A 12,890-nucleotide genomic window follows, 5' to 3' on the forward strand; every position below is an offset into this window, starting at 1 on the left:
GGCGACGCCCGTCGGGGCGCGGTCCCGACGTCGCAGTCACCCCACAGGACGGCCACAACCGGCACCGGTGCCGGCTCGGCGGTGGGGCTGCAACCCCCCGGCGGAATGGCGAGTGTTACGACCGCCTCGGGCACGGCCCCGACGGCGAACGGGGAGGGGCAGTGACAGCGATGACGAGAGCCCGCGCCGACGAGCCGCCGGGTGCGACTGCCGTGGTGGACGGGGAGCACCCGGCGAAACTGAGCTTCGACGACTTCTACCACGCGCACTTTCGGAACGTGACCACCCAGCTCGGCGCCTACACCGGCGACCTGTCCCAGGCTCAGGACCTCGCGCAGGAGGCGTTCTGCCGCGCCCTCGCCCGGTGGGACCGACTGGCCCGGTACGACGATCCGGTCGCGTGGGTCCGCCAGGTCGCCTGGAACCTGGCCCGGAGCCGTTGGCGGCGGCTGCGGACCGCTCGCAACCATCTGCTGCGGCAACGGCGGACGGAGGCCGCGATGGCCGGTCCGACGCCCGACCGGGTGGCGATCGACGCCGCGCTGGCCCGGCTGCCCGCCAACCACAGACGGGCCGTCATCCTGCACTACCTCGCCGACCTGTCGGTCAACGAGATCGCCAGTCAGGAGGGGGTGGCCGAGGGAACCGTCAAGTCCTGGCTGCACCGTGGCCGCCTGGCGCTGGCGGGGCTGCTCGACGAGAACATCGAGGGAGTGGGCAATGTCTGACATCGACCCGCGGCTTCGGGACCGGTTCGCCGTGTACCGCGCCGAGACGGTCGCCCGGGTCGCCGGTCCGGGACCTGACGAGGCCCGCCGCACCCTTCGTCGGCGCCGTCGGACGATGGTCGCTGCCGCGGCGGTGACGGCGGTCGCCCTGGCGGTCGCACCGGTCGTCGCCAACGCCGCACTGCGTGGCGACCGGTCGGTTCCGGCGCCGGCGGCGACCGGGGAACCGACCACCGCGCCGACGAGCGCTCCGCCACCGACGTCGCCCGCACCGCTCACTCCCAGCACGACCACGTCCACGAGCCCGGCCGCGCCGGACGGCCGGATCAGCCGGGCCCAGCTGCTGGCCGCCCGCGTCGACCTGCCGGCCTGGCCCTCGTACGCGACAGGCTGCGCCACGTCGGACGTCCGGCTGCGGCCCCCGTCGCCCACCGAGGCCAGGCCGACGCTGGCGGACCTGGACCTGGGCTACACCGACCTGGACGGCGACGGCGCCACCGAGACGGTTGCCCTGGTCACCTGCCGGTCCGGCGAGGGCTCGGCGAAACAACTCCTCGCGTTCGACCGCGACGGGCGCGGTCGGATCGTGACCATGGCTCGGGTCGTTCGCACCGGGGACGGGCTCGACGACATCACGGACGCCGCCGTCACGGACGACGGGGAGGTGCGGGCGCAGGTTGCGGACATCCAGCCCTGCTGCTCGATGCCCAGTTACTGGGCGCAGAAGCAGTGGCGGACGTACCGCTGGACCGACGACCGGTTCGCCCAGAGCGACGGGCCGAGGTCCTTCGGCAAGGACACCCGGCTGACCGATCTGGCGCTGGCCGGCGGCGACCTCGTGCTGGGGCCGGTCGGCACCGACGGGAAGCGTCCGGGCACCCTGACGCTGACCGTGACGAACAACGGACCGGTGGACGTGGCGTACGTCGGCTTCGCCGAACTGGGTTTCATCGGCACGCTGGACAGCGGCGACTCGTCGATCTGCGTACCGTGGCGGAAAGCCGACGAGTCGGGGACCGACTGCCGCACCGCCGGCCTGCGGTCCGGGGAGCGCCGGGCGTACACCTTCCACCTCCTGGTCGATCCGGCGGCACTGGACAAGCCCCGCGTCCGGGTGGTGCATTTCGACGACCAGGACCGGCACTGGAGGGACCTGGCCTACGGCAACAGCCACCTGGAGGTGCGGGTGGTCTCCTGACCCGCCGATCGGGCCCGGCCGGCACCCGCGGCCGGGCCCGCCCGTGCACGGTGGTCGACCGATCGTCCGCGCCGCCCCGCGGTCCAGATGTCCCGCACCCGACACAGCGCCCCCACCGGTCCTGCGCAACCGGCCGGCACGTCCGGTGGTGTGACGGGTGCCGGCGGGACACACCACCCGCGGCCACCACGGGGAGGACGAGTGCTTGTGACGAGAGACGTACGGGTGGGCGGGCCTCCACCGGAGCCACCGGGAACCACGGTCCCCCCGCCGGCCGAGCTGGTCTTCGACGACTTCTACCACGCCCACTTCCGCGGGCTGGTGGTGCAGCTGACCGCGTACACCGGCGACCGTGGGCAGGCGCAGGACCTGGTCCAGGAGGCGTTCTGCCGGGCGTACGCCCGCTGGGACCGGCTGGCCCGCTACGACGACCCGCTGGCCTGGGTGCGCCGGGTCGCCTGGAACCTCGGCCACAACCGCTGGCGGCGGCTGCGGACAGCCCAGGCGTGGCTGCTGCGACAGCGGGAGACGCACGTCGCGGGGCCGAGCCCCGACCGGGTCGCCGTCGACGCCGCGCTGGCGCAGTTGCCCCCGAAGCAACGGCGGGCCGTCGTACTGCACTACCTCGCCGACCTGTCGATCGCCGAGATCGCCGCCCAGGAACGCGTAGCCGAGGGGACGGTCAAGTCCTGGCTGCACCGGGGCCGGGCGGCTCTCGCGACACACCTGCGCGACACCAACGAGGAGGTGCGGGATGTCTGAGCAGGAGACCCTCGGCCTCGCCGAGGAGTTCGCCCGTTACCGCCGTACCGTGCTGGCCGAGGTCGAGGTGCCCGGACCTGCCGCCGTCCGACGGGCGGCACGAGGCCGGGGCCGTCGCCGTATGGCGGCGACCGCCACCGCCGTGCTCGCGCTGTTCACCGGGTCGGCCGTCGGGTACGCGGCGATGGACGACCCGGAGCTCCGGCCGGGCCCGGTCGAGCCCACGCCGAGCGTGCCGGTGCCGCCGACGCCGAGCGCCACACCCAGCCCGACCGCCAGCCCCGCCGCGACCAGCGCCAGCCCGACCTCGACCGTGCCCGACGGCCGGATCAGCCGGTCGCAGCTCCTGGGCGGGCCGGTGACCCTGCCGGCGTGGCGGGCCGGACGCGGCTGCCCGACGTCGGGCGTACGGCTCACGGCGGACGCCCGGGAGGGCGTGAACTGGCTCCTGGCGCTCGACCACGGTGACGTCGACGGGGACGGCGCGGTGGAGACGGTGGCGCTGGTGCAGTGCGTGCTCGGCACCGGCGGGCCGATGCAGGTGGTCGCGTTCGACCGGGACGGGAAGGGAAAGGTGGTCACGCTGGGTCGGGTGGCCGCGACGACCAAGGACAAGCCGCAGTGGCTGTTCGCGCTCGACGTGGCCGGCGACGGCACCGTGCGCGTGGAGGTCGGCGACATCGCCCCCGGGGGCGGTTGGGCCGCCGAGTGGTCGCAGCGTCAGTGGCGCGGCTACCGCTGGAACGGGGACGCCTTCGCCCAGGTCTCCGGACCGACGACCTTCGGTCCGAACCGGCACGACATCAACCTCGTCGTCACCGCCGGCGATCTGGTGTTGGCCGACGCACCGGACGGGTCGCGGACCGGCACGGTGACCGTCGCGATCCGCAACGGAGGCAACGGTCCGGCCGCCCGCGTGGGGTTGCGACTCGGCCTGCCGGCCGCGGTGCGCGCGGACGGCGACGGCTGGAAGGCCTGCCGTAACGACCCGGAGACGACGCAGCAGCCGGTGACCTGTGACCTTGACGGGCTCGCCGCCGGGAGGGAGATCCGGCTCACGCTGGGCTTCCGGGTGGCCGCGGGCGCCCGCGTCGGCACGGGACAGGCCGACGTGGACGCCCGGGCGATGGACGCCGACGTCGACGTCGTGGAGGAGGTCTACGAGCCCGACAACCTGGTCCGGATCACGTACCGCTGAGTCGGTCGGCACGCCATCCTCGGCGATGGCGTGCCGACTGCCGGGGTGGCGGGACTACCAGGAGGGACGCTGCAGAAGGCCGACGAACTCGACCAGCAGCCGCTCGCGCAACGCGGGCGGCGCGGCGTCGAGCAGCGTGTTCACCAGCGCCATCCGCTCCGGCAGCGGGCCGGCCGTCGACCCGCCGTCCTCTCCGGCGGCCGGTTCGGCGCCCAGACCCAGCCCGGCGGCCAGGCCGGCCACCAGCTCCGGGGTGAGCGCGTCCGGGGTGAGGGCGCCGGCCAGGGCGGCCAGCTCCCCGGGCAGCCGGACCGGGCCGGCCGCCCGGGCCGCCGCCACCGCGTCGACCAGGTCCGGCCCGAACTCGGCCACGCGGGGAGCGACCGCGGCGGTCACCGTGAGGTGCACGCTGGCCGGCAGGCCGGCGTACGACAGTTGGGGCTGGGTGTGCCAGCCGCGCGCGGTCAACTCGTCGACGAGGACGAACAGGTCGGGGCCACCCTCGGTGGCGGTGAAGCAGACCACCGTCGACTCCGGCTCGGCCATCAGCCGGAGCCCGTCGACCCCGCGCACGGCGGCGGCCAGCCCGGCCACCGCGTCCCGGGTGCGCTCGGCCAGCGCCAGGTAGCCGGAGTCGCCGAGATGCCGCAGGGTCGCGTACGCGGCGGCGATCGGCCCTCCCGAGCGGGTGGACGCGATCACCGGATTGATCATCGTGTAGCCGGGCCAGTCCGCGTACGCGAAGTACTGCGGGGCGCGCAGCGCGGCGTCCCGGTGCAGCAGCACCGACACCCCCTTCGGCGCGTACGCGTACTTGTGCAGGTCGACCGAGATGGAGGTGACACCGGGTACCGCGAAGTCGAACGCCGGCACCGGGGCACCGAGGCGGCGCAGGTACGGCAGGGTCCAGCCGCCGAAGCAGGCGTCCACGTGGCAGCGCACCCCGGCGTCGGCCGCCGCAGCCGCGATCTCCGCGACCGGGTCCACCACCCCGTGCGCGTACGACGGCGCGGAGCAGGCCACCAGCACCGTCTCCGGGCGGATCGCGGCGGCCATCGCGGCCGGGTCGGGGCGCAGCGTGTCCGGGGAGACCGGCACCACGTCCAGCGCCACGCGCAGGTAGTGCGCCGCCTTGGCGAACGCCGCGTGCGCGCTCGCCGGCACCACGATCCGGGGCGCCGTCAACTCCGGGTGGGCGTCGCGGGCGGCCTTGACGGCGAGGATCAGTGATTCGGTGCCGCCGCTGGTGACGCTGCCGACCACGTCCGGGGCGGTCGTCCCCGGCCCACCGCCGAGCACCCGGCCGGCCGCGGCGACCAGTGCGTTCTCCATCGCCAGCAGGGACGGGAAGGCGGTGGGGTCCAGCCCGTTGACGTGCGCGCTCTCCCGGTGTGCGGCGGCGGCGAGGTCGTCCAGCCCCGGCACCGCCGGGTCGTAGACGTACGCGAACAGCCGCCCACCGTGGGTGGGCCGGTCACCCGCCCGCAACGCCCGGACCTCCGCGAGCGCGACCTCCGCCGCCACCCCGTCGCGGGACAGCGCCCCGCCCTCGACCCTGCTCTCGTCGATCATGGAGTCATGGTGCCCTTCTCGTGATGGTCAGCGGCTTCGACGCGGCGGTCGTGCGTTGCGGCGGCGAGGACCGCGGGGGTGAGGGTGTAGCGGCGGAGCAGGAGGACCGGCGGGCCGACCAGGAGGGCGGGCAGGACGGTGAAGCCGAGCAGGACACCGAGGCGGGCGGTGTCGGACTGGGCGGCGGCCGTTCCCGTGTCGGAGGAGACGTAACCGCTGAGCTGGAGCACCAGGCCGTAGATCCCCGGGCCGAGGGCCAGGCCGAAGGTCTCCCCGGCGGTCCAGAGGCCGGTGAAGACGCCGGCCTGCCGTCGGCCGGTACGCGCCGTGTCGTACGCGATGCAGTCCGGCAGCATGGCCAGTGCGAACACCTGCTGGCCGGCGTAGCCGACGCCGAGCACGGCGACCACGAGGTAGACCGCGACCGGCGGCAGCACCGGCGCGGCCACCAGGGCGAGCGCACCGGCGGCGAGGATCAGCGCGGCGACGACCAGGGCGGCCCGCTTGCCCAGCCGGGCGCCGACCCGGGTCCAGAGCGGCATCACCAGCAGCGCCGGCCCGACGAAGCAGACGAAGAGCAGGGTCGGCCCGCTCTTCTCGTCGCGCAGGATCTGCCCGGCGAAGTAGTTGACGCCGGCCAGGATGGTCGCCACCCCGGCGGACTGCACCACGAAGCAGATCAGCAGCGCCCGGAACGGTCGGTTGGCTCCGGCCACGGCGAGCTGGGCGCGCAGCGTCGGTTCGCTGCCGCCGACCGTGCCGGTCGGCGCGGACCGGGTGCCGAGGAACGCGCCGAGGGCGCCGAGGGCGATCAGCACCGCCACGAACAGCCCCATCCAGCGGTGCCCGGGCACGCCATCGCCGCCGGCGGTCACCACCAGCGGGGCGACCGCTCCGGAGACCAGGATGGCCAGGGCCAGCACGGCGATCCGCCAGGTCATCAGCCGGGTGCGTTCGGCGTAGTCGTCGGTCAGCTCCGCGGGCATCGCCACGTACGGCACCTGGAAGAAGGCGAACGCGGTGGCGGTGGCGAGGAAGGCGAACGCCACGTACGCCGCAGCGGCGGGGCCGTTGCCGAAGGGCGCGGCGAAGATGGCCGCGAAGAGCACGGCCAGCGCGAGGCCGGCGATGAGCAGGTACGGCCGGCGGGCGCCCCAGCGCGACCGGGTGCGGTCGGAGATCCGCCCGGCGACGGGGTTGACCAGCACGTCCCAGGCCTTGGGCAGCAGCACCAGCAGGGCGGCCACCCCGGCGGCCACGCCCAGCGTGTCGGTCAGGTACGGCAGCAGCAGCAGACCGGGCACCGTGCCGAACGCGCCGGTGGCCAGGGAGCCGAGCGCGTATCCGGCGTGCACCGGCCGGGGCAGCGGGCCGACGGCGGGCGAGCCGGCGTCACCCGGCGGCGGGTTCATGGGGCCGAATGTTACTCACGTTATGGCGCCGGTCACATCCCCTCCTCCGGCGACCAACCCGCCACCCGGATGTCCACGCCCTCGCCGCGCAGCGGCGCCCCCTCGGCCCGCAGCCGGGCCCGCGCCTCGCGTTCGTGCCCCGGAGGCAGCCGGCCCGCGGAGGTCACCACCCGGTGCCAGGGCACCGAGCCGCCGTGCCGGGCCATGATGGCGCCCACCAGCCGGGCCGAGGCGCGGCCGGTGCGCTCCGCGAGCGCGTCGGCGACGGCGCCGTACGACATCACCCGTCCGGGCGGGATCCGCTCGACCAGGTCCAGCACCGCCTCGACGTACTCGTCCGGAGTCACAGTCGGCCACGATATGGGAACGCAGCCGGGCCACGCCGCACGGACCACGCAGAATGGGCGGGTGCGCGACGCAGTCACGACGGCCCGACGGGTCGTCGTCAAGATCGGATCCTCCTCGTTGACCACCGCCACCGGCGGGCTGGCCGAAGAGCGGGTCGACGCGCTCGTCGACGCCCTCGGCCGGCTCGCCGCCGACGGCCGCGAGGTGGTGCTGGTCTCCTCCGGCGCCATCGCCGCCGGCCTGGCCCCGCTCGGGCTGACCCGACGCCCGCGCGACCTGGCCACCCAGCAGGCCGCCGCCAGCGTCGGGCAGGGCCTGCTGATCGGCCGGTACGCGGCCAGCTTCGCCCGACACCGGCTCACCGTCGGGCAGGTGCTGCTCACCGTCGACGACGTGACCCGTCGGGCGCACTACCGCAACGCGTACCGCACCCTGCGCAAGCTGCTCGACCTGCGCGCCGTACCGATCGTCAACGAGAACGACACGGTGGCCACCGACGAGATCCGCTTCGGCGACAACGACCGGCTGGCCGCCCTGGTGGCCGCCCTGGTGCACGCCGACCTGCTGGTGCTCCTCTCCGACGTGGACGCGCTCTGGACCGGCGACCCGGCCCGCCCGCAGTCGACCCGGATCACCGAGGTCCGCGACGAGGCCGACCTCGCCGGCATCACCATCGGCGGGGCGGGCCGCTCCGGCGTCGGCACCGGCGGCATGGTGACCAAGGTCGAGGCCGCCCGGATCGCCACCGGCTTCGGCATCCCCGTGGTGCTCACCGCCGCCGACCTGGCCGCCCCCGCGCTGGCCGGCGAGCCGGTCGGCACGCTGTTCCACCCGCAGCGGCAGCGCCCGGCGGCCCGGCTGTTCTGGCTGGCCCACGCCACGTCGCCCCGGGGGCGGCTGCACCTCGACCCCGGCGCGGTCGCCGCCGTCGTCGGGCGGCGCAAGTCGCTGCTGCCGGCCGGCATCACCGCCGTGGACGGGACGTTCACCGCCGGCGACCCCGTCGACCTGGTGGACACCGCCGGCGCACCGGTCGCCCGAGGGCTCGTCAACTACGACGCGGTGGAGCTGCCCGGGCTGCTCGGCCGCTCCACCTCGGAACTCGCCGCGGCGCTCGGCCCGGCGTACGAACGGGAGGTCGTCCACCGCGACGACCTCGTACTGCTGTGACCAAGGGCAGCGTGTCAACACGTGAGGAGTGCAGGATGAGCGTCGTCGAGCAGGCCCGACGGGCGCGGGACGCCGCGGCGGAACTGGCCGTCGCGACGCGCACGGCCAAGGACGCCGCGCTGACCGCGATGGCCGACGCGCTGGTGGCGCGTACCCCGGAGATCCTGGCCGCGAACGCGACGGACCTGGCGGCCGGCCGGGAGGCCGGGCTGACCGCGGCCGTGCTGGACCGGCTCGCACTCGACGCGGGCCGGGTGGCCGGGATCGCCGACGCGCTGCGTCAGATGGTCGCGCTGCCCGACCCGGTCGGCGAGGTGGTCCGCGGCTCGACCCTGCCCAACGGCCTGGAGCTGCGCCAGATCCGGGTGCCGTTCGGGGTGGTCGGCATCATCTACGAGGCACGGCCCAACGTGACCGTGGACGCCGCCGGGATCTGCCTCAAGTCCGGCAACGCGGCGCTGCTGCGCGGGTCGTCCTCGGCCGCGCACTCCAACGCCGCGCTGGTCGCGGTGCTGCGCGACGCGGTCGCCGACGCCGGGCTGCCGGCCGACGCGGTGCAGCTGCTCGACGCCAGCTCCCGGGAGTCGGTCAAGGAGCTGATGCGTGCCCGGGGGCTCGTCGACGTGCTCATCCCGCGCGGCGGCGCGTCGCTGATCCGCACCGTGGTCGAGGAGTCGACCGTGCCGGTCATCGAGACCGGGGTGGGCAACTGCCACGTCTACGTGGACGCCGCCGCGGACGTGGCGAAGGCCGTCGCGGTGACGCTGAACGCCAAGACCCAGCGACTGTCCACCTGCAACACCGCCGAGTCGCTGCTGGTACACGCCGGCATCGCGGACGCGTTCCTGCCGCCGATGCTGGCGGCGTTCGCCGAGGCCGGGGTGACCGTGCACGGTTCGCCGGAGGTGGCCGGCTACTCCGCCGCCGTGGTCGCGGCCACCGAGGAGGACTACGCCACCGAGTACCTCTCCGCGGACATCTCCGTCGCGGTGGTCGACTCGCTGGACGCGGCCGTCACGCACATCCGGCGCTACGGCACCGGGCACACCGAGGCGATCCTCACCGACTCGGCGGGCGCGGCCCGCGAGTTCGTCGCCCGGGTGGACGCGGCGGCGGTCATGGTCAACGCCTCGACGCGGTTCACCGACGGCGGCGAGTTCGGCTTCGGCGCGGAGATCGGCATCTCGACGCAGAAGCTGCACGCCCGCGGCCCGATGGGCCTGCCGGAGCTGACCAGCACCAAGTACGTGGTCACCGGGGACGGGCACCTGCGCTAGCGGTGCCGGGCCGCGTCTCAGCCGGTCGGCGCCGGCCGGCAGGCCCGGATCGCGGACAGCGTCGAGTGCACGTCGAACTGGTGCCCGTCGTCACTCTCCCAGCCACCGTCGCTGCGCTGCGTCTCAGCCAGCCGGCGCAGTGCCCGCACCATGATCCAGTCCTGCGGGTCGATGCCGACCCGGCGCAGCGTGGCGGCCAGCCACGCCACGTCCCCCGGGGACATCGCGGTCAACCGCTCGGCGAGCACCACCTGGATCCGCGCCGACTCCTGGAACATGTCCTGCCGGTGCAGCACCGCCGCGCTCAACCAGCCGGCTGCCAGGAAGGACGGCCAACTGCCGTCCGGGCGCAGCCGCGCGGCGAGCGACTGGGCCGCCCCCTGCACCACCCCGGCGTACACCCCGCCGACCCGGTGGTCGAGCGGCCCGGCGGCCCGGGCGTCCAGACCGGCCACGGTGAGCCAGAACGCGGCGTTGGCGGTGACGAAGAGCCCCGCCTCCGGATCGCCGGGCCGTGCCCACTCCGGAGCCGACCCGGCCAGCGACGGGTCCTCGTCCCAGCTCCCGTCGGCCTGCTGCCGGGACGCCAACCAGTCCAGTGCCCGGCGCGCGGCGGGACGGCCGAGCGCCCCCAGGTCGTCCAACTCGGCGAGCCGGAAGCAGGTGGCGTCGATCGAGGCGACGTCGCCGCCCCACGTCGCGGGCCAACCGCCGTCGGGCGCCTGGCCGACCTCGGCCGTCTCCAGCACCTCGGCCGGCACGGGCGTGCCATTGCGGAGCCAGGAGAGACGGGCGCGTTCGACCGCGTCTCCGTGCGCCACGACGAACCCGATCGCGGCTTCCAAGTCGACCACGGCGGAGACGCTACCTGCGCAGACGCGATCCCGCCTCGGGGAATCGGCCAGCCGGGGATGGCTGCGTCGCTCCGGACGGAGGGCTACTCGGAGCCGTCCGCGTCGATCCGGCGGCGGTCAAGGTCGGCGGGCCACACCGGCACCGGGGCGGCCATGTGAGCCGCCCCGGTGCCGGTCGGTCAGTACGCGGGCAGCGACGGGTCGATCTGCTTGATCCAGGAGAGCACGCCGCCCTGCACGTGCACGGCGTCGCGGAACCCGGCGGCCTTCAGCGCGGCGAGCGCCTCCGCCGAGCGGACACCCGACTTGCAGTGCAGCACGATCTGCCGGTCCTGCGGCAGCGTGGCGAGGGCGTCGCCCGAGATGATGTCGCCCTTGGGGATCAGGGTGGCGCCGGGGATCCGGACGATCTCGTACTCGGCCGGCTCCCGGACGTCGACCAGGAAGATGTCCTTGCCGGCGTCCTGCCACTCCTTGAGCTCCAGAGCGGTGATGGTCGAGTCGACCACCGCCTCCTGGGCCTCGTCGGAGACCGCGCCGCAGAAGTCCTCGTAGTCCTCCAGCAGGTCGGTGACCGTCGGGTTCTCGCCGCAGAGCGCGCAGTTCGGGTCCTTGCGGACCTTGATCTTGCGGTACTCCATCTCCAGGGCGTCGTAGACCATCAGCCGGCCGACCAGCGGTTCGCCGATCCCGGTGAGCAGCTTGATCGCCTCGTTCACCTGGATCGAGCCGATCGACGCGCAGAGCACGCCGAGCACGCCACCCTCGGCGCAGGACGGCACCATGCCGGGCGGCGGCGGCTCCGGGTAGAGGCACCGGTAGCAGGGGCCGTGCTCGGCCCAGAACACCGACGCCTGACCGTCGAAGCGGTAGATCGAGCCCCAGACGTACGGCTTGCCGAGCAGCACCGCCGCGTCATTGACCATGTAGCGGGTGGCGAAGTTGTCGGTGCCGTCGACGATCAGGTCGTACTGGGCGAAGATCTCGCGGACGTTCTCCCGGTCCAGCGCGGTGTTGTGGATCTCCACGTTGACCAGCGGGTTGATCTCGCGGATCGACGCGGCGGCGGACTCGGCCTTGGACCGGCCGACGTCGGACACGCCGTGGATGATCTGGCGCTGGAGGTTGGACTCGTCGACGGTGTCGAAGTCGATGATGCCGAGCGTGCCGACCCCGGCCGCGGCGAGGTACATCAGGGCGGGTGACCCGAGGCCACCGGCGCCCACACAGAGCACCCGGGCGTTCTTCAACCGCTTCTGCCCGGCCACCCCGACGTCGGGAATGATCAGGTGGCGGGAGTAGCGGCGGATCTCGTCAACGGTCAGCTCGGCGGCGGGCTCGACGAGCGGGGGCAACGACACGGTGGACTCCCCGGGATCGGCGGTGTGAACCGCGCCATTGTTGCTCGCGGGGGCAACGCACGGCCATGAGGGAGGACACGTGGCCCGCGATGCGGGAGCGGGAATAACCGACGGAGGCGTCGATCAGGGGACGATGTCCCCCGCATAGCGACGGCCGTCGAGGTACGGCCAGGCGTTGGCGACGCACCCCTCCAGGCCGTACGTCTGCTGCTGCATCACCGGCGCGGGCTCGCCCGGCCCCGGGCAGGCCTCGTGCTCCTCGCCGAACTCGTGGCCCACCTCGTGGTTGATCACGTAGGTGCGGTACGTCTCCAGCGGGGCGCCGTAGTCGGGGACCGCCTCCATCCAGCGGGCCAGATTGATGATGACCTGGCCCGGAAGACGGCAGGAGGTGTAGCGCTCGGTGGTCAGCCCACCCTCGGCGCACATGCGCTCGGAGGTGACCGGGGTGGCCAGGTAGATGGTGAAGTCCGCGGCCCCCGCGTCGGCCACCCGCTGCACCCGCAGTTCACCCGAGGCGATCCAGCTGCGGGGGTCGGTCAGCACCTCGTCCACCGTGCCGGCGAAGGCATCCGCGTCCTGGCCGGTGCCGCGCTCGACCACGACCCGGTACCTGCGCAGTGGCCCGTCCTCGCCGTGCACCGGGCTCTCGCCGTCCGCTGCCGTGAACCGTCCCGCGCCGACCGACGGGTAGCTGGTGGGCGCCGGGTGGGCACCGGCTCCCCCGCCGTGGCCCATTCGCCCCTGGGTGTGCGCGGGTGCCTCGCCCGGCGGGTCGCCGCCCCAGGTCAGGGCCACTCCGGCGCCGACGGCGAGCAGGACCAGACCGAGCAGCAGGGTACGGCGGCGCCGCCGGTACATCCGGACCAGCGCGGGCCTCGTGCCCGACGGCGTCGGTGGACCGGACCGGCCGGACGGCTCGGGTGGGCCGTAAGGGGACGACGGCGTCATGACCCTCAGCGTGCCAGATCAATCGGGCATTTCCCTGCTTTTACCGCCAATTACGCAAG

At 74.3% G+C, this 12,890-nt stretch carries 12 protein-coding genes; 6 read left to right on the forward strand and 6 right to left on the reverse strand.

Annotated elements, in window-relative coordinates; all coding sequences use genetic code 11:
- The first annotated feature begins 161 nt into the window (after positions 1–161).
- From M8C17_RS26850 to M8C17_RS26865, 4 genes are all read left to right on the forward strand, one after another.
- Positions 162–728, forward strand: coding sequence for a SigE family RNA polymerase sigma factor (locus tag M8C17_RS26850; RefSeq protein ID WP_252419346.1), 567 nt, complete (start codon positions 162–164; stop codon positions 726–728).
- On the forward strand, positions 721–1,926 hold the full coding sequence (locus M8C17_RS26855; RefSeq protein WP_252419347.1) for a hypothetical protein: 1,206 nt from the start codon (positions 721–723) through the stop codon (positions 1,924–1,926). The genes M8C17_RS26850 and M8C17_RS26855 overlap by 8 nt, the downstream gene beginning before the upstream one ends.
- A 201-nt stretch (positions 1,927–2,127) precedes the next feature.
- Positions 2,128–2,688, forward strand: a complete 561-nt coding sequence (locus M8C17_RS26860) for a SigE family RNA polymerase sigma factor (protein ID WP_374559282.1) — start codon at positions 2,128–2,130, stop codon at positions 2,686–2,688.
- Complete coding sequence (locus M8C17_RS26865) at positions 2,681–3,886, forward strand: hypothetical protein (protein WP_252419348.1); 1,206 nt, start codon at positions 2,681–2,683, stop codon at positions 3,884–3,886. The genes M8C17_RS26860 and M8C17_RS26865 overlap by 8 nt, the downstream gene beginning before the upstream one ends.
- Before the next feature lie 54 nt (positions 3,887–3,940).
- Here the strand turns inward: M8C17_RS26865 and M8C17_RS26870 are convergent, their stop codons facing one another.
- The 3 genes from M8C17_RS26870 to M8C17_RS26880 are packed head-to-tail and all read right to left on the reverse strand — an operon-like array spanning position 3,941 to position 7,217.
- On the reverse strand, positions 3,941–5,458 hold the full coding sequence (locus M8C17_RS26870; RefSeq protein ID WP_252419349.1) for an aminotransferase class V-fold PLP-dependent enzyme: 1,518 nt from the start codon (positions 5,456–5,458) through the stop codon (positions 3,941–3,943).
- Positions 5,455–6,870, reverse strand: coding sequence for an MFS transporter (locus M8C17_RS26875; RefSeq protein WP_252419350.1), 1,416 nt, complete (start codon positions 6,868–6,870; stop codon positions 5,455–5,457). Before M8C17_RS26875 ends, M8C17_RS26870 begins: the two co-directional genes overlap by 4 nt.
- 32 nt (positions 6,871–6,902) lie before the next feature.
- A complete protein-coding gene (locus tag M8C17_RS26880) occupies positions 6,903–7,217 on the reverse strand; it encodes an MGMT family protein (protein ID WP_252419351.1) in 315 nt (104 codons plus the stop codon).
- 13 nt (positions 7,218–7,230) lie between these two features.
- Here M8C17_RS26880 and proB point away from each other — a divergent pair, with 13 nt between their 5' ends.
- Positions 7,231–8,388 (forward strand): glutamate 5-kinase, encoded by a 1,158-nt coding sequence (gene proB, locus M8C17_RS26885; RefSeq protein WP_252419352.1) that lies wholly within the window; start codon positions 7,231–7,233, stop codon positions 8,386–8,388.
- Positions 8,389–8,423: 35 nt separating this feature from the next.
- Entirely contained in the window at positions 8,424–9,665 is a 1,242-nt protein-coding gene (locus M8C17_RS26890; protein WP_252419353.1) for a glutamate-5-semialdehyde dehydrogenase, read from the forward strand.
- Between the two features lie 17 nt (positions 9,666–9,682).
- Here M8C17_RS26890 and M8C17_RS26895 read toward each other — a convergent pair whose 3' ends face one another.
- The 3 genes from M8C17_RS26895 to M8C17_RS26905 all read right to left on the reverse strand — a co-directional run bounded on the left by M8C17_RS26895 (position 9,683) and on the right by M8C17_RS26905 (position 12,831).
- Positions 9,683–10,570: a prenyltransferase/squalene oxidase repeat-containing protein gene (locus M8C17_RS26895; RefSeq protein ID WP_252419436.1), complete on the reverse strand. Its 888-nt coding sequence runs from the start codon at positions 10,568–10,570 to the stop codon at positions 9,683–9,685.
- A 128-nt stretch (positions 10,571–10,698) separates the two neighbouring features.
- Positions 10,699–11,880 (reverse strand): adenylyltransferase/sulfurtransferase MoeZ, encoded by a 1,182-nt coding sequence (gene moeZ, locus M8C17_RS26900; protein ID WP_252419354.1) that lies wholly within the window; start codon positions 11,878–11,880, stop codon positions 10,699–10,701.
- A gap of 123 nt (positions 11,881–12,003) precedes the next feature.
- A complete protein-coding gene (locus M8C17_RS26905; protein WP_252419355.1) occupies positions 12,004–12,831 on the reverse strand; it encodes a DUF3152 domain-containing protein in 828 nt (275 codons plus the stop codon).
- Positions 12,832–12,890 lie beyond the last annotated feature (59 nt).

Origin of the sequence: Micromonospora sp. RHAY321 (genome assembly GCF_023896955.1) — a bacterium.
GTDB lineage: Bacteria > Actinomycetota > Actinomycetes > Mycobacteriales > Micromonosporaceae > Micromonospora.

Excerpts from the sequence above, each read along its gene's own strand:
- M8C17_RS26890 (WP_252419353.1), top strand. The coding sequence starts at position 8,424 with ATGAGCGTCGTCGAGCAGGCCCGACGGGCGCGGGACGCCGCGGCGGAA.
- M8C17_RS26870 (WP_252419349.1), bottom strand. The coding sequence starts at position 5,458 with ATGATCGACGAGAGCAGGGTCGAGGGCGGGGCGCTGTCCCGCGACGGG.
- M8C17_RS26875 (WP_252419350.1), bottom strand. The coding sequence starts at position 6,870 with ATGAACCCGCCGCCGGGTGACGCCGGCTCGCCCGCCGTCGGCCCGCTG.
- M8C17_RS26855 (WP_252419347.1), top strand. The coding sequence starts at position 721 with ATGTCTGACATCGACCCGCGGCTTCGGGACCGGTTCGCCGTGTACCGC.
- M8C17_RS26905 (WP_252419355.1), bottom strand. The coding sequence starts at position 12,831 with ATGACGCCGTCGTCCCCTTACGGCCCACCCGAGCCGTCCGGCCGGTCC.
- M8C17_RS26865 (WP_252419348.1), top strand. The coding sequence starts at position 2,681 with ATGTCTGAGCAGGAGACCCTCGGCCTCGCCGAGGAGTTCGCCCGTTAC.
- proB (WP_252419352.1), top strand. The coding sequence starts at position 7,231 with ATGGGAACGCAGCCGGGCCACGCCGCACGGACCACGCAGAATGGGCGG.